Annotated in this window: 14 protein-coding genes; 8 read left to right on the top strand and 6 right to left on the bottom strand. The window is 56.3% G+C overall.

Annotated elements, in window-relative coordinates; all coding sequences use genetic code 11:
• Positions 1–85 precede the first annotated feature (85 nt).
• The 3 genes from DFR30_RS08335 to DFR30_RS08325 all read right to left on the bottom strand — a co-directional run bounded on the left by DFR30_RS08335 (position 86) and on the right by DFR30_RS08325 (position 5,879).
• Positions 86–451: a hypothetical protein gene (locus DFR30_RS08335; protein WP_132972223.1), complete on the bottom strand. Its 366-nt coding sequence runs from the start codon at positions 449–451 to the stop codon at positions 86–88.
• A complete protein-coding gene (locus DFR30_RS08330; protein ID WP_243640704.1) occupies positions 448–5,007 on the bottom strand; it encodes an RHS repeat-associated core domain-containing protein in 4,560 nt (1,519 codons plus the stop codon). The genes DFR30_RS08335 and DFR30_RS08330 overlap by 4 nt, the downstream gene beginning before the upstream one ends.
• A gap of 464 nt (positions 5,008–5,471) precedes the next feature.
• Positions 5,472–5,879: an Mth938-like domain-containing protein gene (locus DFR30_RS08325; RefSeq protein ID WP_207891853.1), complete on the bottom strand. Its 408-nt coding sequence runs from the start codon at positions 5,877–5,879 to the stop codon at positions 5,472–5,474.
• 61 nt (positions 5,880–5,940) lie between these two features.
• Between DFR30_RS08325 and alaC the strand changes: the two genes are divergently transcribed.
• From alaC to lysS, 8 genes are all read left to right on the top strand, one after another.
• Positions 5,941–7,155: an alanine transaminase gene (gene alaC, locus DFR30_RS08320; protein WP_132974425.1), complete on the top strand. Its 1,215-nt coding sequence runs from the start codon at positions 5,941–5,943 to the stop codon at positions 7,153–7,155.
• A complete protein-coding gene (locus DFR30_RS08315) occupies positions 7,152–8,468 on the top strand; it encodes a homoserine dehydrogenase (protein WP_132972219.1) in 1,317 nt (438 codons plus the stop codon). Before alaC ends, DFR30_RS08315 begins: the two co-directional genes overlap by 4 nt.
• 41 nt (positions 8,469–8,509) lie before the next feature.
• On the top strand, positions 8,510–9,589 hold the full coding sequence (gene thrC, locus DFR30_RS08310) for a threonine synthase (RefSeq protein WP_132972217.1): 1,080 nt from the start codon (positions 8,510–8,512) through the stop codon (positions 9,587–9,589).
• Between the two features lie 20 nt (positions 9,590–9,609).
• A complete protein-coding gene (locus tag DFR30_RS08305) occupies positions 9,610–10,602 on the top strand; it encodes a hypothetical protein (RefSeq protein ID WP_132972215.1) in 993 nt (330 codons plus the stop codon).
• Positions 10,595–12,328: a single-stranded-DNA-specific exonuclease RecJ gene (gene recJ, locus DFR30_RS08300; RefSeq protein WP_132972213.1), complete on the top strand. Its 1,734-nt coding sequence runs from the start codon at positions 10,595–10,597 to the stop codon at positions 12,326–12,328. The genes DFR30_RS08305 and recJ overlap by 8 nt, the downstream gene beginning before the upstream one ends.
• Positions 12,329–12,388: 60 nt before the next feature.
• The gene (locus tag DFR30_RS08295; protein ID WP_132972211.1) at positions 12,389–12,616 is read left to right on the top strand and encodes a DUF2835 family protein; all 228 of its coding nucleotides are present in this window, start codon (positions 12,389–12,391) and stop codon (positions 12,614–12,616) included.
• A 56-nt stretch (positions 12,617–12,672) separates the two neighbouring features.
• A protein-coding gene (gene prfB, locus DFR30_RS08290; RefSeq protein WP_132972210.1) for a peptide chain release factor 2 occupies positions 12,673–13,768 on the top strand; the annotation gives its coding sequence in 2 pieces (ribosomal slippage) (positions 12,673–12,744 and positions 12,746–13,768; 1,095 coding nt in all).
• 24 nt (positions 13,769–13,792) lie between these two features.
• The gene (gene lysS, locus DFR30_RS08285) at positions 13,793–15,274 is read left to right on the top strand and encodes a lysine--tRNA ligase (RefSeq protein ID WP_132972209.1); all 1,482 of its coding nucleotides are present in this window, start codon (positions 13,793–13,795) and stop codon (positions 15,272–15,274) included.
• A 9-nt stretch (positions 15,275–15,283) separates the two neighbouring features.
• Here lysS and DFR30_RS08280 read toward each other — a convergent pair whose 3' ends face one another.
• The 3 genes from DFR30_RS08280 to ygfZ all read right to left on the bottom strand — a co-directional run bounded on the left by DFR30_RS08280 (position 15,284) and on the right by ygfZ (position 19,468).
• Entirely contained in the window at positions 15,284–17,251 is a 1,968-nt protein-coding gene (locus tag DFR30_RS08280; RefSeq protein ID WP_132972208.1) for a putative bifunctional diguanylate cyclase/phosphodiesterase, read from the bottom strand.
• Between the two features lie 185 nt (positions 17,252–17,436).
• Positions 17,437–18,273 (bottom strand): HDOD domain-containing protein, encoded by an 837-nt coding sequence (locus DFR30_RS08275; RefSeq protein WP_132972207.1) that lies wholly within the window; start codon positions 18,271–18,273, stop codon positions 17,437–17,439.
• Positions 18,274–18,352: 79 nt separating this feature from the next.
• Complete coding sequence (gene ygfZ, locus DFR30_RS08270) at positions 18,353–19,468, bottom strand: CAF17-like 4Fe-4S cluster assembly/insertion protein YgfZ (RefSeq protein WP_243640702.1); 1,116 nt, start codon at positions 19,466–19,468, stop codon at positions 18,353–18,355.
• Positions 19,469–19,530 lie beyond the last annotated feature (62 nt).

Genomic DNA, 19,530 nt, shown 5'->3' with positions numbered 1-19,530 from the left:
CTTTACTTTTACTGCGTCCATTTTATCTCTTTATCTCCGTTGTAATGCAGCTCCGTTTCCTGATCATAATACTGTCCCGGGAAGCCTATTTTTTACCGAGCGAAAGTTTACTTTTGATAAGGCTCGCTATATAGGAAACCATCACGTAAGGAATGGCCATTATCAACATGAACAATATCTCCAAGGGCGGAGCCTGAACTCCAATCATTAATGAGGTAGATGCGTAGTCGCTAAGCGCTAAAACCAGAGCCCATTTCCAAGGAGAAATTGCGCCAAAAAATGGAATGATAAATGATATGACTATCAGTGTTGGATAACATCCTTTTAACCATATTTCAGCCAAATCCGCCTGACTTACCCCGTACCTTGTATGAAAAACATACTGGATAATTGCAGAACTTGTTCCAGCAACAACACCAATAATGTATAAAGTGACATTAGCCTGTTTCATAACCCGCAAACTCCAGAACCACAGTCCTTCTTATTTCGTGCATTCAAGAAACAATTAATGGCTTCCTTGTTGCACTTTTGGCAAGGTCTATCTGCGCCAAATATGTTTCTACGCCATGATGAGGCATTGCATTCGTAAAGTTCATAGCAACTATCATGTTGTGCGCAACATTCGGTTAAGCACGCGCCGTTGCTACCATTGTCGAATAGCTTCTGGATACGTGCTCCAGCGCCAGTACACACAAAGTCTTGGTCGCCAAAACCAGGACGTACATTACCGTTTTCAGGTAATGGCGCAGGACTTTCTCTGCAATTAGTGCCTCCCCAATACGAACAATCTTTGGCTAATCCATACACATCAAACCAGTTAATGGGCTGATCATCCACATATGCATATGTGTTTAAGCTTGGGCGAACACCTAAAGGATCGCTAGTTAGGTAGCGACCAGTTGTAGGATCGTAATATCGGTTTATGTTGTAATGCAGCCGAGTTTCACTGTCGTAATACTGCCCCGGGAACCGTACATTTAATGTGACGCTATTCCCATCCCCGTCCACATCCTCATCAACCGTCGCCTTCCCAAACGGATCATAACTCGCCGTCCATACCACGGTGCCCGCTGCATCCGTCATCGCCAGCGGCGTGCCGAGCGGATCATTGTGAAGATAGTAGAGTACACCGCTGTTAGCGGGCAAGGCCGCCTGACTGGTAGGAATGAGCCAGGCGAGGATGCTGTTTTCGGTTTGTCCCCAGTCGAACCAGCTCGTCAGCAACAGCTTCTGCAACAACAACACATCCGGCGTATTCAACAGCCCATCCCGGTTCATATCCCCATGACTCAACGCATCCGGCGTGATCGCCCGGGTCCCCAGCACATACTGGTACAACAACACGAGATCCCCCAGGTTCACCTGCCCGTCGTGGTTCAGATCCCCATCGCCGACCACGCTGGCCGGGTTGGTTGGGTCGGTGTGGGATGCGATCTCGACATTGTCATTGATGCCATCCCCGTCACTGTCGACGGTGTTGCTGTCGGTGCCGTAGCTGAACCATTCTTCCAGGTTGGTGAGGGTGTCGCCATCGTCATCGGTGTTGATGGGCAGGGTGCCGGCATCAGCCTCGATGTGGTTGGGGATACCGTCGCTATCATCATCCGGACTGTAACGCGCCAGCGGCTGGCCATTGAGGTAGATCGTTGCCCACAGCAGGTTGCCCTGGTCATCGGTCTCGGCGAGCAGTTCACCGTTTGTGCCATAGAGGAAGTGGCGACTGTTGCCGGCGGTGGTGGCGTTGGTTTTGCGGATGCGCTGGCCGAGGCCGTTGTAGGCGAAGGTGACCTTGAGGGTGGCGGCCTCGCTCGCATCGATCAGGCGGTTGTGGGGGTTGTAGCTGTAGCTCCAGACGCCGTTGCCGGTGGTGTTGCCGTGGGCATCGAGGATGACGTCGGCGGCGCCCAGTGTGTCCAGGCGATTACTGTTGGGCGCGTAGGCGGAGGCGGTGATGACGCTGTCGGCGATCAATTGGGTACGGTTGCCGTTTTTATCGTAGTCATAGTCTCTTGCTCCGAACGGGCCACTGCCGGTGTCGAGGCGGTTGAGCGGGTCGTAGCTGAAGCTGCTCTGGGTGGGCGTGGCGAGGGCATCGGTGTGCCCGGTGCGGTTACCGTTGGCGTCGTACTGGTTGAGGTAGCTGCGTTCCAGCACGCCGGGTATGGTCTGATCGCTGAGCCGGTAGGCGCTGTCGACGCTCTGGATGAGGGTGAGGCCATTGCCGTAGCTGAGGTTGGTCAGCGGCCCGAACGGGGCATAGGCGAGGTTGCTGGCGAGGGTTTCGGTGGCGCCGTTGACGGTGAAATCCAGCTGGCTGACCTGTCCGGCGGCGTCATAGCTGTAGGTGAGGGTGGCGCCACCGGGGTAGGTGAGGGTCTTGAGGCGCCCGGCGGCATCGTAGCTGTAGCCGCTGCCCTGGTGGAAGGTGATGTCACCAAAGGCGTTGTACTGGTAGTGGACGGTGTTGCCGGCCGGGAAGCTGGCGGCGGGGTCGCCATAGGTGACGGCGCACAGGCGGCCACGGCCGTTCAGGCAGGTGTCGTAGGTGTAGGTGATGTCATCCACGGTGCCGGGGGCATCGAGGCGGGTCAGGCGATTGAGGGCGTCGTAGGTGTAGGTGAAGGTGCTTTCGTCCGGCGTGCCGACCGCGGCGGTCTTCTGAATCAGGTTGCCGGCCGGGTCATAGACGAAGGTGGTGGTCCCGGTATCGGGGCTGGTCCGGGTGATGAGGTTGCCGAGGTCATCATAGGCATAGGTGGTGTTGCCGTTGACGGGGTCGGTGACGGTGGTGAGGCGGTCGGCGACGTCGTAGTTGTATTGGGTGGTGGCATTGGCGGTGGTGGGGTCGGTGCCGCCGAAGTCCTGTTGCACCTGCGTGAGGCGTCGCAGGGCGTCGTAGCTGTATTCGGTGAGACGGCCGTTGCCGTCGGTGCTGTTATCCAGCGTGCCGTCGGGGGCGAGGGTCGGGTTGGTGGTCTCGTTGGCCTGGGCGCTGGTGTCCAGGCGATTGTAGATGTCGAAGGTCTGGGTGAGTTGTCTGGTCAATACATCATCGGCCGTGCTGGATGGCGTGCCGTTGGCATCAAAGGTGGTCTCGGCCAGGCGGTTGCCTTCGGTGTCCAGCGTGTAGTCGATGTGGTTGCCGAGACCGTCGGTAATGCGCGTCAGGCGGCGGGCGTCGTCGTAGCCGAAGGTGAGGGTAGTGGCGTCGGGGCTGCCGTCTCCGGTGGTGATGGTCTGGACTTCGCCGGTGGCGAGGTAGGTCCAGCGCGTGGTGCGTGTACTTGTGCCGTCTGACTCGGTGAGGGTCTGAAGGCGATCGTTGCCGGGGTAGTACGTGTAGCTCAATGTCAGGCCGTTGGGGCGTGCCTCGGAAGACACTTTACCGGTGGCGGTGTACTGGATGTTGGAACGGGTCAGTACGCCGTTGGCATCTTCGATCTCGCGCAGGCGCGCGCGGGTGCCGACGGGGATGGTGGTGTCGTTGGGGTAATAGCGGTATTGGGTAATATCCGCTACATCGGTGCGTGGACCGTCGATCTGGCTGACCTGGTTGAGGGGGGCGGTGTAGGCCCAGGTGGTGGCGCTGGTGACCGGCATGCCGGACGGTGTGAAGCCATTGATGGTTTCTGATGTGCGGTTGCCAAAGTTATCATAGGTATACGTTGTAACTTTGCAATCGGTACCGACTGTGCACTGTACTGTCGGGTCGCTGGCGAAGACCGACGGTTCGATGATGGTGGCGATCTTGTTGTAGAACCGTGCGTCGTAAGTGTAGTCGGTGCGGTGTTGCTCGGGTGTGCCCTGGGCTTCGATCTTGTAGCCGTACTGGCCTTTGAGGTTGTAGCTGCCGTAGGCGGTGGTGAGGCCATTTTCAGTCCTGTCCAGTAATTTGTTACTGGCTGGATCATAGCTATAGCTGGTGTTACTACCACCGCAGGTTGAACAACCAGGGCCCAGAACACCAGTGAGCAGAGACACGCCCTGTTGCACTGTAGTTGTGTAAGTGCTGGATTGCCCCAGGCTGTTGGTTACCGTGCGTGTGCCGTCAGTGTTGTATGTGATATCAACACGCTCAGCGTTCCCGGCGTGGGTACCCCTGCTGGCTCTTCCCTGAGCATCATACGTCCAGGTCGCGTAGCGAATACCGCGCTCATCGGTAATGCCGGTCAGGACATTTGGGAAGTTGGCGTCTTCGTAATGGTACTGTTTGGTCGTGCCATCAGCGTTGTCAACGTATTCCAGGTTGTTAGAGGCATCATAGCGATATCCCCATATCCGACCGGTGTGGTCGGTAATGGTCGCAATACGATTCGAGGCATCGTATCCAAATTGAAGATATTCCCCGATATCGGTATCGATGCGATCAAGACGTCCATTGGTATCGTAAGAGAGATATTGGGTGTCGCCGAGAACATCAGTAATGGAAATCAAGATGCCATTTAGATCATAAAGTTCCACAGTGTTATCAAGAGTAGTGTGTTGCCAGCCGGTTGGAACACCATTTTCATCTGTCGTACGATCAAGCTTCGAAAAAACATCTGCATCGGGGACCCACAAATTCCCGGACAAGGTAAAAAATATCGTTTTCCCATCTGATCTTTGTAATGTAGCAGTTGAGATTGATGAGCTTGCATCTAAACGTACACTGGCCATGTAGTTATGCCGCCAACCGTGACCCAGGATCGGCGCTCGGATTACCGTGTCAGGTTGATATTGAAATGAATTGTAGAATCGCGTGAACCCGGGCGAGTGTGATTTGGCCCCATTTATATCCGTCTCCTGTTGAAACTTATTCCCGGTTCCGGAATGAATTGGGTTACTTAAAAAAGGTGAAGGACCGTTACAGCTTCCGAGGTTTTTTTCAGCATCCAATCCATTTCTTTCACACCAGGCAGAATCACCTTCAAAGTAAACCCAGGTTGAAATTGATATGCACTGAGTGGCAGTAGAATTTCTGCGGCTATATCCTAGCGGGCAATGGTAGTCGTTACGAGGCCAACCCATCCTGTCAATAGATCCGGAAGAACGTACATTGATGCAAGCACCTTCAGGTCCGGGGCTATACGCATAGCTTGGGTCGAATATTAAGGGTTGGTACCAATTGATCCAGGCAGTCCTTGCATCGCAGACTTCTTGCCCGGAATTATAATCACCTGGCACATTGCACGTATCAGACCATGTAAGAATTGGCGCCCTTTTTACAGGTTCGGCATGAATGCCATATGAAACCGTAAAAATAAATAAAACAAGATTCGTTTGAAGCATCAGCCAGGCTCGACGCCATAATCTGAAAAGATAACTCCCCGTAATCATTAACTCATCCCTCGACTATTGTTATAGTGGCCTTCCAATTGGCCAATTAAGTCAATCTTACAGTTCTGATATAGCGCTTCTAGATTTTACGAATCTTTCAGCGGAGACTACAAAGCCCGAAGTATCAAGTCAACGCCAGACCTCCATCACCAAACCTACCCCAACAACAATGCCGCAGCCACCGGCCGCCCCTCTGCCAACAAGACATTAAATGTCCTGCACGCCGCCGCCGTGTCCATTACTTCCACCCCGATTCCCGCTTCCAGTAACGGTGCCGTCAGTGCCGGAGAGGGAAAGCTCAGTACCGATCCGGTACCCAGCAGCATAATCTCCACATCCAGCGTTCGAATCAGCTCAAAATCCCCGGCTTCCAGCTCCCCCTTGTTCTGCGGCCGCCAGTCATCGATGATGCGTTGGTGGGTGAGAATAATGCTGCGGTTGTAGCTTTGTCCGCCGACACGAATCTCCCCGTCGTCGTAGCCACGGATCAATAAATCGCTGCTGAAGTCTTCCTGAACAAAATGCATGGTCGCAACGATAGTCTGCGGCTTGTGACATTTCAATAATTTCAGTACCCTACGCGTTTTGTTTTCCGTGAAAATTACGCAACCGACAGAGCAGTCCGTGGACGACTTTCCCAGAATCAAACGTTTGCCGCCGTATGTCTTCAATATTGTCAATGAGTTGAAGGCGGCCGCTCGGGCGCGTGGCGAGGATATCATTGATTTTGGCATGGGTAATCCGGACCGCCCGACACCGCCGCATATTGTCGACAAGTTGTGCGAGGCGGCGCATCGAAACGATACGCACCGCTATTCCATGTCGCGCGGTATCCCGCGGCTGCGCAAGGCGATCTGCGACTGGTACCAGCGTAAATACGCGGTGTCGCTGGACCCTGAAACCGAGGCGATTGTCACGATTGGCTCCAAGGAAGGTCTGGCGCACCTGGCGCTGGCCACGGTCGGGCCGGGTGACGCGGTGCTGGTGCCTAACCCGGCGTACCCGATCCATCCCTATGGCATTGTGATCGCGGGTGCCGATATCCGTCACGTCCCCCTGACCGGTGGCGAACAGACGTTCTTCGAGGAGCTGGAAAAGGCCATCAAGGACAGTTGGCCGAAACCGAAGATGCTGATTCTGAATTTTCCCGGCAACCCGACCACCCAGTGTGTCGAGCTGGATTTCTTCGAGCGCGTGGTGGCCATTGCCCGCGAGCACGAGATCTGGGTGGTGCACGATCTGGCCTATGCCGACCTGGTGTTTGACGGCTACAAGGCGCCGTCCATTTTGCAGGTAGAGGGTGCGAAAGAGATTGCGGTGGAGTTTTATTCCCTGTCCAAGAGTTACAACATGCCGGGCTGGCGTGTCGGGTTTATGTGCGGCAACAAAACACTGGTGGCCGCGCTCACGCGCATCAAGTCGTATCTCGACTATGGAATGTTCACGCCGATCCAGGTGGCGGCGATCGCAGCACTGGAAGGGCCGCAGGATTGTGTGGATGAAATCGTGGCGACCTACAAGAGCCGGCGCGATGTGCTGTGCGATGGCCTGAACAGTATCGGCTGGCAGGTCGAGAAACCGAAAGCGACCATGTTTGTGTGGGCGCCGATTCCCGAGCCCTATCGTGAGATGGGTTCGCTGGAGTTCACCAAGAAATTGCTGGCGGAAGCGAAGGTGGCGGTATCACCCGGTATTGGTTTTGGTGAATACGGCGACAGTTTTGTGCGCTTCGGCCTGATTGAAAACGAGCACCGCACCCGTCAGGCGGTGCGTGGCATACGGGACATGTTCCGTAACGACAACACATTACTCGCAGCAGCGGGCGAGGGGGGTTCTTGAAACCGGTTAAAGTAGGGTTACTGGGTCTGGGTACCGTCGGTGGCGGTACCTTTAATGTACTGCGCCGCAACGCGGAGGAAATCGAACGCCGCGCCGGACGGGGTATTGAAATTACCTACGCGGCGGCGCGCGAGTACGACTCGGACACTGTGCCGGGTATCCAGAACATTCGTGTCAGCGATGATGCCTTCGCGGTGGTGGATGACCCGGATATCGACATTGTCGTGGAACTGATCGGCGGCTATGAGCCGGCACGCGAGCTGGTGCTGAGAGCGATTGCCAACGGCAAGCACGTGGTTACGGCCAACAAGGCGCTGATTGCCACGCACGGCAACGAGATTTTTGCCGCTGCCCAGAAGAAAGGAGTTATGGTGGCGTTCGAGGCGGCCGTCGCCGGTGGCATGCCGATCATCAAGGCCGTGCGTGAAGGGTTGGCGGCCAACCGTATCGACTGGATTGCGGGCATTATCAACGGTACCGGCAATTTCATTCTGACCGAAATGCGTGACAAAGGCCGTGACTTTGCCGATGTGCTGGCCGAGGCGCAGGCGCTGGGTTATGCCGAGGCCGATCCCACCTTCGATGTGGAAGGTATCGATGCCGCGCACAAGCTGTGTATCCTGGGTTCCCTCGCGTTCGGTATCCCGTTGCAGTTCGACAAGGTGTATACCGAAGGCATCAGCAAAATCACGCGCGAAGACGTCACCTTTGCCGAACAACTGGGCTATCGCATCAAGCACCTGGGTGTAACGCGTCGCACGCCGGCCGGTGTCGAGTTGCGTGTGCATCCCACCTTGATTCCCGAGAAACGGTTGATCGCGAACGTTGATGGCGTGATGAATGCTGTGCTGGTTCAGGCCGATGCGGTGGGCCCAACGCTTTATTATGGTGCCGGTGCCGGCGCGGAGCCGACGGCGTCTGCCGTGGTCGCCGACCTGGTGGATGTGACCCGTACACTGACGGCCGACCCGGAAAACCGCGTCCCGCACCTGGCCTTCCAGCCGGATGCCTTGTCCGACCTGCCGATCCTGCCGATGGATGATGTCGAGACGGCCTATTACCTGCGCCTGTGTGCGGCCGACCGCCCCGGGGTAATGGCCGATGTTGCGCGTATTCTCGGCGACGGCGGTATCAGCATTGAAGCCGTGATCCAGAAAGAACCGCCGGAAGGCGAAGAGAAGGTTGCTGTCATCCTGTTGACCCGCCGTGTGCGTGAGAAGCAGATGAACGCCGCCATCAGCCAGATTGAAGCGCTGGATTCCATCGAGGGTGCCGTGACGCGTATTCGTGTCGAGCATCTTGGTAGTGAGTAAAGGCGCCCGGTTTAAATACATTTTCTTAACAGGTAACTGACATGCCATTCCGTCAACGCTATACCGGTCTGATCGACAAGTACCGCGATCGCCTTCCCGTCCATGATGACACCCGTCTTATCAGTCTTGGCGAAGGTAATACGCCACTGATACGCCTCAGCAACATTCCGCGCGAGCTGGGCAAGGATGTGGACATTTATGTTAAATACGAAGGTCTGAACCCGACCGGTTCGTTCAAGGACCGGGGTATGACCATGGCGGTGACCAAGGCGGTGGAAGAGGGTAGCAAGGCAGTGATCTGCGCCTCGACCGGTAACACCTCGGCGTCTGCTGCGGCTTATGCGGCGCGTGCCGGTATTACCGCGTTCGTGTTGATCCCGGAAGGCAAGATCGCGCTGGGTAAACTGGCGCAGGCGATGATTCACGGGGCGGTGGTGCTACAGATCCGTGGCAACTTTGACGAGGGTATGCAGCTGGTCAAGGACGTTGGCGAGAACACGCCGGTCACCATTGTGAACTCGATTAACCCGTTCCGTCTGCAGGGGCAGAAGACTGCCGCCTTTGAGATTGTCGAGGAACTGGAACGTGCGCCGGACTTTCACTGCCTGCCGGTCGGCAATGCCGGCAATATCACCGCGCACTGGATGGGTTACAGCGAATACTTCGAGCACGGTATCGTCAACACCCGGCCGACGATGGTGGGTTACCAGGCATCCGGTGCGGCACCGTTCCTGCGTGGCGAGATGGTCGACAACCCGGACACGGTGGCGACGGCCATCCGTATCGGTCACCCGCAATCCTGGGACAAGGCCTGGAAAGTGCGTGAGGAATCCGACGGCTGGTTCGACGAATGCACGGATGAAGAAATTCTTGCCGCACAGAAACTGCTGACCGAGAAGGAAGGTATTTTCTGCGAGCCCGCCTCGGCGACGTCGCTGGCCGGCGCCATGCGTGATATCAAAAGTGGCAAGATTCCGGAAGGCAGCGTTGTTGTCTGTACCTTGACGGGACACGGTCTCAAGGACCCGGACACCGCCATCAGCCAGTGTACCGAGGGCGTGACTACCATCGATGCCGAACTTGGCCCGGTGCGCGAAGCGATTGTGAGTAATCTCAGCTGATACGATCGGTCAGCCTGCTGGTGCCCGGCCTGACCGCTGACTTCAGCGGTTATGCCGATGACCTGTTTCCTGTTGCACCGGCGTTATCACGCTGGCTGGGACACAGCCAGCGCGTGGCCTTTTCGCATGTCGATGTTGAAACTGCCGCCTGTGCATTGTTTGGCATTGATACAGAACCCGCGCCTGCAGCGGCGCTCGAGTACCTGGCTGACTTTTCGATACCTCCCGAAGGCACATGCCTGCATCTCGACCCGGTTCACCTGCGCGCGGATACCAGTGGTCTGCTATTGTTTACGGCTGCAGCGGCCGCGCTCAATGAAGACGAAGGGCGCGCCCTGTTCGAAGCCGTGAAACCCTGGCTGGAGAATGATGGCTGGAAGGCGCACTACGCCGCGGCAGATCGCTGGTATGTCAGCGTCGGCAAGTCCGCCCCGGTACCCACAACAACGCCCCTGCAGCGGGTCATCGGTCAACCGGTCAGTGGTCACCTGCCGACCGGTAGCGGGGCGGAAGACTGGCTGCGGTGCATCAACGAAATGCAGATGCTGCTGCATGGGCACGAAGTCAATCAGGAACGCGCCACGCATGGCCGGCCGCTGGTGAACGGTTTATGGTTGTGGGGAGGTGGGCAGATGCCGGTTGCAGGCGAGGTTGTGTATTCACAGCTCTACACGGGGCGCCGTTTGCTGTCAGGTCTGGCAGACCTGCACGACACACCCCATACAGGGGTGGTGACAGGTGCGGGGCAGTTGCCGGTCGATCAGGGTGATGTGCTGGTTGACCTCAAGGGGTGCGAAGCCGCGGCAGCTGACGGGGATGTCCAGCGTTGGTGTACTGCGCTGGCACAGTACGAACAGGACTGGTTCAGGCCCCTGTTGTCGCTGCTGCTGCGCGGCAGGATCGGGCGGCTGGAACTGCTGCCACTGGATGGTTTTCGTTATCCCTTGCATCGCCGTGATCTGCTGGCATGGTGGCGGGGCAAGGCAGACTACCGGACATTAATGGATGTCTAAATGTATTCAACTACGCGCCGTGCCGGATGTGTGCCGGTTACCATCGGGCGGGGCCAGGCACCCACTGCTCAGGCGAATTTATGCGGCGCGCCGCGCGACGGATGAGGAGCTGGAGCGTGGCCTTTCCGACCTGCATGCACCGGATTTACTGAAAGGACTCGACAAGGCGGTTGAGCTGCTGACAGACGCGTTGCAGCAACAGCAGCGAATGCTTGTGGTAGGTGATTTCGATGCCGACGGTGCAACCAGCAGCGCATTGGTCGTCGCCGCGCTGCGCGAAATGGGCGCGACACAGATCGACTATCTTGTACCGGACCGGTTCCGGTTCGGCTACGGGCTGACGCCGGAAATCGTTGAAGTTGCGTTACAGCGGAAGCCCGACCTGATCGTTACGGTGGACAACGGCATATCGAGCATCGAGGGCGTCGCACGAGCGCGGGAGGCGGGTGTTCGTGTGCTGGTGACGGATCACCATCTGCCGGGCGAGCAGTTGCCGGCGGCTGATGCGATTGTCAATCCCAACCAGCCCGGAGACAGCTTTCCTTCGAAGTCACTGGCCGGTGTCGGTGTCGCTTTCTACCTGGTCATGGCATTGCGCAGCCGGCTGCGCGTCACGGACTGGTTCGTTCAGCAGGGCATCGTGGAACCCAATCTCGCGTCATATCTTGACCTGGTTGCGCTGGGCACGGTGGCCGATGTGGTGCCGCTCGACCAGAACAACCGGTTGCTGGTCAGGCAGGGGTTACGGCGTATTCGGGCAGGCCACTGTCGTCCCGGTATCCGCGCGTTGCTGGACGTGGCCGGGCGCAATGCGTCGCGTGTTATCGCGGCGGACTTCGGTTTTGCCGTGGGCCCGCGCCTGAATGCAGCCGGGCGTCTGGATGATATGTCGCTGGGTATTGAATGCCTGCTAAGCGCGTCCGGGGAACAGGCGGCAGACCTGGCGCGCAAGCTTGACGCATTGAACCGTGAGCGTCGTGAGATCGAAGCGGATATGAAGGCCGATGCCAATCGCCACCTTGATGCCATGCAGCTCGAAGACAGGGATCTTCCCGCCGGTTTCTGTCTCTACGATGCAGGCTGGCACCAGGGCGTGATCGGTATTCTCGCATCACGTATCAAGGAGCAGTTTCATCGTCCGGTCATCGTGTTCGCCGATGCGGGCGAGGGTGAGTTAAAGGGTTCGGCGCGTTCGATACCGGGGTTGCATATTCGTGATGTACTGGATGCCGTTGCTTCGCATCATCCCGGGTTATTGCTCAAGTTCGGCGGACATGCAATGGCCGCCGGGTTGTCGCTTGAGTCTTCCCGGCTGGAGGATTTTCGGCGGGCGTTTATTACCGAGCTGGAGCAGCAACTGGATGAGACGCAGCTGACCGGTGTACTGGAAACGGATGGCAGTCTGCAGGCCGAAGATTTCAGCCTTGAAGTGTCAGAACTGTTGCGTGACGCAGGTCCCTGGGGTCAGGGATTCCCCGAGCCGCTGTTTGACGGGACATTTTGTGTGGGTGCGGTCAGAGTTGTTGGCGAACGTCATCTCAAGTTGTCACTACGCCCGGTTGACGGTGGACCGGCAGTCGATGCGATCGCGTTTTCGCAGGTCGAGCGTTTTGTGCCGGCTGTGGGAGAAGAGGTGCGCGCTGTGTACCATCTCGACAGTAACGAGTACCGTGGCATGCTGAACCTGCAGCTGGTGATTGAATGGCTGGAGCCTGGAAGGGTTTAAAAAAATATCATTAGTATATACAGTAAGTAACTGAATATAGTTAAACTAGTTTATTGATAAATGTCACGCCATTACACCTACACCGTTATGCTCGACATCAGCCCCGAGGCTTACCAGCGCATGTACCAGGGGGTGGCGCAAAACGTGGTTGCGGTGGACGCGCAGGGTCGCAGGGTGCAGTTTCCGGCCCTGTCGCTTCGCAAGTTCGTGACCTCCGAAGGGGTGCGAGGCACCTTTCTCATTCGCGTGGACGCCAATCATCGTCTTGTTGATATTCAGCGCCGTTAATACCCGGTATGATTCGCGTCTTTGTTTGACAGGCCGTAGCGGCAGCAGGAGTGGTTTTGGAAGTCAATCCCGTCGTTAACCAGATCAAGGACCTTCGCGAGCGTTCGAGGACGCTGAGGGGGTACCTTTGACTACGACAACAAGCGCGAGCAGCTGGTAGAGATCCAGCGCGAACTCGAAGAACCCGACGTATGGAATGACCCGGAGCGTGCACAGCAGCTCGGGCGCGAACGCGCGCGTCTCGAGGAAGTGGTCGATACGCTGAGTTCTCTGGAAAGCAGTTTGCAGGATGCCGAGGATCTTGTCGCCATGGCGGCGGAAGAGCATGACGAGGAAACCTTTGAGTCCGTCGTCAGTGATGTTGCCGAGATGGAATCACGTGTCGCCGCACTGGAGTTTCGGCGCATGTTCTCCGGCGAGATGGACGCCAATAATGCTTTCCTCGATGTCCAGGCGGGTTCCGGCGGCACCGAGGCGCAGGACTGGGCGAATATGCTGCTGCGCATGTATTTGCGCTGGGCTGAACGACATGACTTTACGGCCGAGCTGATCGAAGTCTCCGCCGGTGAAGTCGCCGGTATCAAGAGTGCTACGGTGAAAATCAGTGGTCCTTATGCGTTCGGCTGGCTGCGCACAGAAACCGGTGTGCATCGACTGGTACGCAAGTCACCGTTTGATTCCGGTAATCGCCGGCATACATCGTTTGCCGCGGTCTTCGTATCACCGGAAGTCGATGACGACATCGATATCGACATTAACCCGGCTGACCTGCGTATTGATGTCTACCGTGCCAGTGGTGCTGGCGGTCAGCACGTTAACCGGACTGAGTCGGCTGTGCGTATTACCCACGAACCGACCGCTACTGTGGTGCAGTGCCAGAATGACCGCTCACAGCACAAGAACCGCGCCACGGCCATGAAACAACTCAAGGCCAGGCTGTATGAGCTGGAAATCAAGAAGCGCAATGCCAGCCAGCAGCAGGTCGAGGACAGCAAGTCCGATATTGGCTGGGGCAGCCAGATCCGTTCCTACGTGCTCGACCAGTCGCGTATCAAGGACCTGCGCACCGGCGTCGAAACCGGCAATACCCAGGCCGTGCTGGATGGCGACCTGGATACCTTTATCGAGGCCAGCCTGAAAAGTGGCCTGTAAATTCACTCAGCAAAGTAGATAACCATGACAGACCAGGACGAACACAAGCTCATTGCCCAGCGCCGCCAGAAACTGGACCAGTTGCGTGAGCAGGGTAATGCTTTCCCCAATGATTTCCGGCGCGATTCGCTGGCGGCGGAACTGCACGCACAATACGATGCGACAGACGAGGCTGAGCTGGAGGCCAACCCGGTACGGGTCAAGGTGGCCGGTCGCATGATGGGAAAGCGCGTTATGGGCAAGGCCAGTTTTGCGCATATCCAGGACATGTCCGGTCGTCTGCAGCTGTTTGTACAGCGCGACACGCTGCCGGAAGGGAACTACCAGGATTTCAAGGGCTGGGACATCGGCGATATCATTTCTGCCGAAGGCGTGTTGTTCAAGACACGTACCGGTGAGCTTTCCGTCAGGGTTGATGCGCTGCGTATACTGACCAAGTCCCTGCGTCCGCTGCCGGAGAAATTCCACGGCCTGACCGACCAGGAAATCCGTTACCGTCAGCGTTATCTCGACCTGATTATGAACCAGGAATCACGGGATACCTTTATCGTTCGTTCGCGCATTGTGCAGTTCATTCGCGAGTTCCTGAATACGCGTGGTTTCCTTGAAGTTGAAACGCCCATGATGCAGGTGATTCCGGGTGGTGCAACGGCACGGCCGTTTACGACCCATCACAATGCACTGGATATGCAGTTGTATTTACGCATTGCCCCGGAGCTGTACCTGAAGCGCCTGGTTGTAGGTGGTTTCGAGAAGGTATATGAAATCAATCGCAACTTCCGCAATGAAGGTCTTTCGACCCGGCACAATCCCGAGTTCACCATGCTCGAATTCTACGAGGCCTATGCGGATTACCATGACCTGATGAACATCACCGAGGAAATGCTGCGCAACATGGCGGAGTATGTCCTTGACAGTACCGTGCTGGAATACCAGGGCGAGCACTATGACTTCGGAAAGCCGTTTACACGGATGACCGTCAGGGAATCTATCCTGCATTTCAATCCTGACCTCGATCCGGCCGGGCTTGATGATCTGGAGGCTGCGCGAAAAGTGGCCGAGTCACTGGAAATCCCGATCAGGGACAGTTATGGCCTTGGCAAGGTGCAGATCGAGATTTTTGAGAAAACCGTTGAACACCGCCTGAAGGATCCTACCTTTATTACGGCTTACCCAACGGAGGTTTCACCGCTGGCCCGGCGCAATGATGACGACCCCTTTGTGACTGACCGTTTCGAGTTCTTTGTCGGTGGTCGCGAGATCGCAAACGGCTTTTCGGAGTTAAACGATCCTGAAGACCAGGCTGAACGCTTCCGCAAGCAGGTCGAGGAAAAGGAAGCCGGTGACGATGAGGCCATGCACTACGATGAGGATTATGTCTGTGCGCTGGAGCATGGCATGCCGCCGACTGCAGGCGAAGGTATCGGCATTGACCGGCTGGTAATGTTGTTTACGGATTCCCCGTCGATACGTGATGTGCTGCTGTTCCCGCACATGCGTCCCTGACGAAAGGCGTTAACCGGATTCCGGTTCAGGTCTTTTTGATCGTGCCGCCCATGGGCTGGATGCCAGGAAGCGGAAGAAGTTGTCGGGCGAAAGTGGTCGGCTGATCAGGAAACCCTGTGCCATGTCACAGTTCAGTGCGCGCAGGTGTTCCAGTGTCTGCTCGTCTTCAACGCCTTCTGCGACAGTATCCAGGCCAAGATTATGTGCCAGTTCGATGGTGGACCGGACAATCATGGCGTCATCCTCATCCGTGATTAAATCCTTCACGAAAGAGCGGTCAATTTTCAGCTGGCTGACCGGAAGCCGTTTCAGGTAAGTCAACGATGAGTAACCCGTACCGAAGTCGTCTACGGATAATTTCAAACCCATTTCGTCCAGTTGTCCGAGTATGCCAAGACTGTGTTCCGGGTCATGCATGATAGCGCTTTCTGTGATTTCGAGTACTAACTGCCTGTGGTCAAAATCATAGCGATTAATGATCTCGCTGATTTGTTCGGGAAGCTTGTCATCACGCAGGTTGTGCATGGACAGGTTGACCGCGACACTGAACTCCATGTTTCTCTGACGGCACTGCGCGCAATAATCGACGGCCTTTTCAAGGATCTGCAGGGTAAAGGGTTTGATTAAGCCGGTCTGTTCAAGAATAGGAATAAACTCATAAGGTGGGATATCCCCCCGCTCCGGGTGGTGCCAGCGTGCCAGTGCCTCAACGCCGACAATAATGCCGCTGCGCAAATCAAGTTTTGGCTGGAAGGCGGCTGTAATACTACCTCTCCGTATGGCTTCTCGCAGGTCGCGTAACAAGGAAAGGTGATCCGGGTTGTAGGTGTCGAATTCCGGTTTATATATAGCGAATTCATTACGAGCGCGTTTGGCCACATACATGGCGATATCGGCGCTGCGTAGCAGGCTGGAAGGGTCCGGGCCATGTTCCGGGTAGACCGCAATACCGATGCTGGCGGCAACCGAGAAGCTGTTCTGCTCGATATCGACCGGGCGTCGCAACGCATCCTGCAATTTCTCGGCGACGATGCGCGCATCCTCCTGGCTGGCCTGGGGGAGGACAATGGCAAATTCATCGCCACCCAGCCTTCCCAGCGTATCCGGCTCGCGCAAGCTGCTTTGAAAGCGTTCACCAACACGCGTGAGAAGTTTGTCGCCGACAAGGTGACCCAGTGTATCGTTGACTTCCTTGAAGTGGTCAAGGTCGAGCATCAACAGCGCCATGGGCTCCTGGTTGCGACGTGCGTTAAGGATGGCCTGCTGCATACGGTCAACAACCAGCGACCGGTTAGGGAGTCCGGTTAACGGATCATGCAAAGCCAGGTGTTCCAGTTCTTCATTGGTTCTCAGCAGTTGCCGGTTACTCTGCTCGAGTTGTATACGATAGGTTTCCATGTGTTCAGTGGCAGTCTGTAGCTCTTCGAGGTACATGGCATTCTCGACGGCAAAGCCGACCTGGCGCGAGAACATGGCGAGCAGTCCAAGATCCTGTTCGGTAAAGCTGCTGCCGTCCATCTTGTCGATGGCGGCGATACCTCCAAGGAAACGTCGCTTACCGACCAGGGGCACAAGAATAATATTACCGGCCTGCTTCTCCCAGTAATTACGCTCATTTTCCTCAAGATCGTCCAGTGTTCCCCGCCACCAGGGTTTTTGGTTACGCAGCACCCAGCCACACAAGCCGACTTCGATGGGAAGCTCTGCGCCCGTAAGCTCTTCGGCGTTCTGACCTGCTGCTGCCCGGTAGGTGTAACTGGTCTGGTCAGTCGAGAGCAGGGGAATGGTAACGGTTTTTGCGCCGAGCAACGTGCGTGCACGCTCGGCAATAACAACGAAAGCAGTGTCCCGTCCGTCCTCACTGGCCACGATTTCAGAGATTTCGGTCAGCAACGCAAGCTCGGCCTCCTTCTGATGAAGCAGGTCTTCGAGTTCCCGGATTCTGTTCCGGGTGTTACTGTCCACTTGAGGACGCATAATCCCTCCATACTACGAGGCCGGAATGACCTTGGGATTATGCTGAGGATCGGCCGATCTGGGTGAGGCTTAATAGTTGATTAACAGAAAAAAATTGTATACCGGGTTGTGTCTGGAGCGAATAATTTCAAGTCATGACAATTAGTTTATTAATAACTTTACCTATGCAATATAACCTGTTGATATTAAACAAATAACTCCTGTACTTCATTAATTTCTTCTATACGGTCCGTCAGTTCGATTTCATCCACGTCAATATCCAGCCCCAGCTGGTGGAAAGCTGCGACCTGGGTCCAGTCTGTATTGGCCAGATTGTGCTCTGTGCCCATATGGCTTTGCAGATTGGCAACCTGGACAACATCTACCAGGTCTGCCGGTCCCTCGTGAACGCGTGTGAGGTCTTCGTGTTGTTCGGCGACGGCTACCAGGGCTTCAGGAAATTGCCAGTGCCTGAGTATGGCGCCACCGACCCTGGTGTGAAGTGTAGTGACGAGGTGGTCGAGCAGTCCGGGGTTGTCGAGTAGTTCGCTGCGCTCCTCGGCCCGGTACAGGATAGGCAGAGTGCCGATATCGTGTAGCAGGCCGGCGAGCATGGCCTGGTCAGGGGAGATGCCCGCGCATTGTCCTACCAGTACACGTGAAATGGCGGCCACTTGTACGCTGTGCTCCCACACGGCACGCAGGTGCCGGTCGACGGCATCATGGGTTGCCTGGAACATCTGTTTCATGACCTGGCTGGTAACCAGGTTACGCACCAGTTTGCTACCGAGTCGTGAGACCACCATGTCGAGGCGATCGATTTCGTTGCGTCCGCGGTACAGGGGGGAGTTTGCGACCTGGAGCAGGCGGGCTGACAAGGCCGCATCCTGGGCAATAATCTGTGAAATCTGGTTGGCATTGGCATCTTCATCATCGACAACATCCCGCACCCTGAGGGCGACTTCGGGCAGAGTGGGGAGCTGCAGATGCCCGCTTTCCAGGTCGTCGATCAGTTCTTTGACAAAAACATTTTCCGGTTCCATTAAGGCTCCTTTCCGGTTGCGCGGGTCATCCTTGTGGTTAGCGACCTCAATAGTGTTTTATTGAAGTCCGTATTTTGCGTTATTCGCCGTCCTGGAACGGGTAGGGCAAGTGCTCGAGCTCGAGTGCAGGGCCGTCACTGGTGCCGACGTGCAGTGGATGGCCGGATTCTGCGCTGGCAATTTGCAGAACCGCCAGCAAGGTGTAGCCGCCATCCGGAAAAGGTGCGGCGGAAACCACCGTACCTGCACTCTGGGTGGCATTTTCCGCAGGGAATATTTCATCACCGGGCCGGGGGCGGTTGTCACTGCTGATATGACCCCGGTACATGCGCCGCTTGAGTTTGCCGAGGTACTGCATGCGCGCCACGATTTCCTGTCCGGGATAACAGCCCTTGCGAAAACTCACGCCATCGACCAGCTGCAGATTGACCATTTGCGGGACAAAGGCTTCGCGGGTTTCCGGATAAATCATCGGAATACCGGCCTCGATATCCAGCAACTGCCAGGCATCCGCACCCACAGGTGCGTTGTGGACATTCAGGGCATCCCACAGCGAAGTGGCCAGTTCCACCGTTGTAAAAACTTCGTAACCGGGACGTACGCCGGGTACCCGGATAACCAGCCCGTCATCATTCTGCACAACCTCGTGAATATTTTCCGGGAGTGCACCGAAAGCTTTTTCCAGGTCGGCTGCCGCAGACTCGCCGGATACACCCAAGTGAACAAAGGTATCACTGGCTTCCTCGAGATTTACTTTCGAACGCAGTACGTACAGGCGTAATTTGCTGATCAGCGATTCCACCATTTCGGCCGGCAGGCCAAGGTAGTAACTGTCACCACGGCGGAATATACGGAAGGTGGCCAGCAGGCGGCCTTTAGCGTTGCAGTAGCCGCTGAACTGGCTGTGTGCCTCATCGACATCGCGCAGGTCATTGGTAAACTGACTGAGCAGGAAGTCTGCTGCATCTTCACCGTGCACCGAGATCAGGCCATAGTGTGAGAGGTCGGCAAAGACGTTGCCGGTCAGCGCCACACTCAGCTCGCGGCGCAGGTTTCCATAGTGGGCAACACCGTGTTCGTCAAACTCGGCGCCGGCGTTTTCGAGAAAATTCTTCCAGTCGGTAATCATGGGCTGTGGATATCCATCAGGTAATCCGGGGGAATGGTAGACAATCTTCTCTACAATGTCAGCCACACAAAAGCTGGCGATTCATCCGGGCAGATGGTATAAAACTCCAAAGACAGGGTTAGTCGATT

Origin of the sequence: Thiogranum longum (genome assembly GCF_004339085.1) — a bacterium.
Classification (GTDB): domain Bacteria; phylum Pseudomonadota; class Gammaproteobacteria; order DSM-19610; family DSM-19610; genus Thiogranum; species Thiogranum longum.
This window is presented reverse-complemented; position numbering and strand designations above follow the sequence as displayed.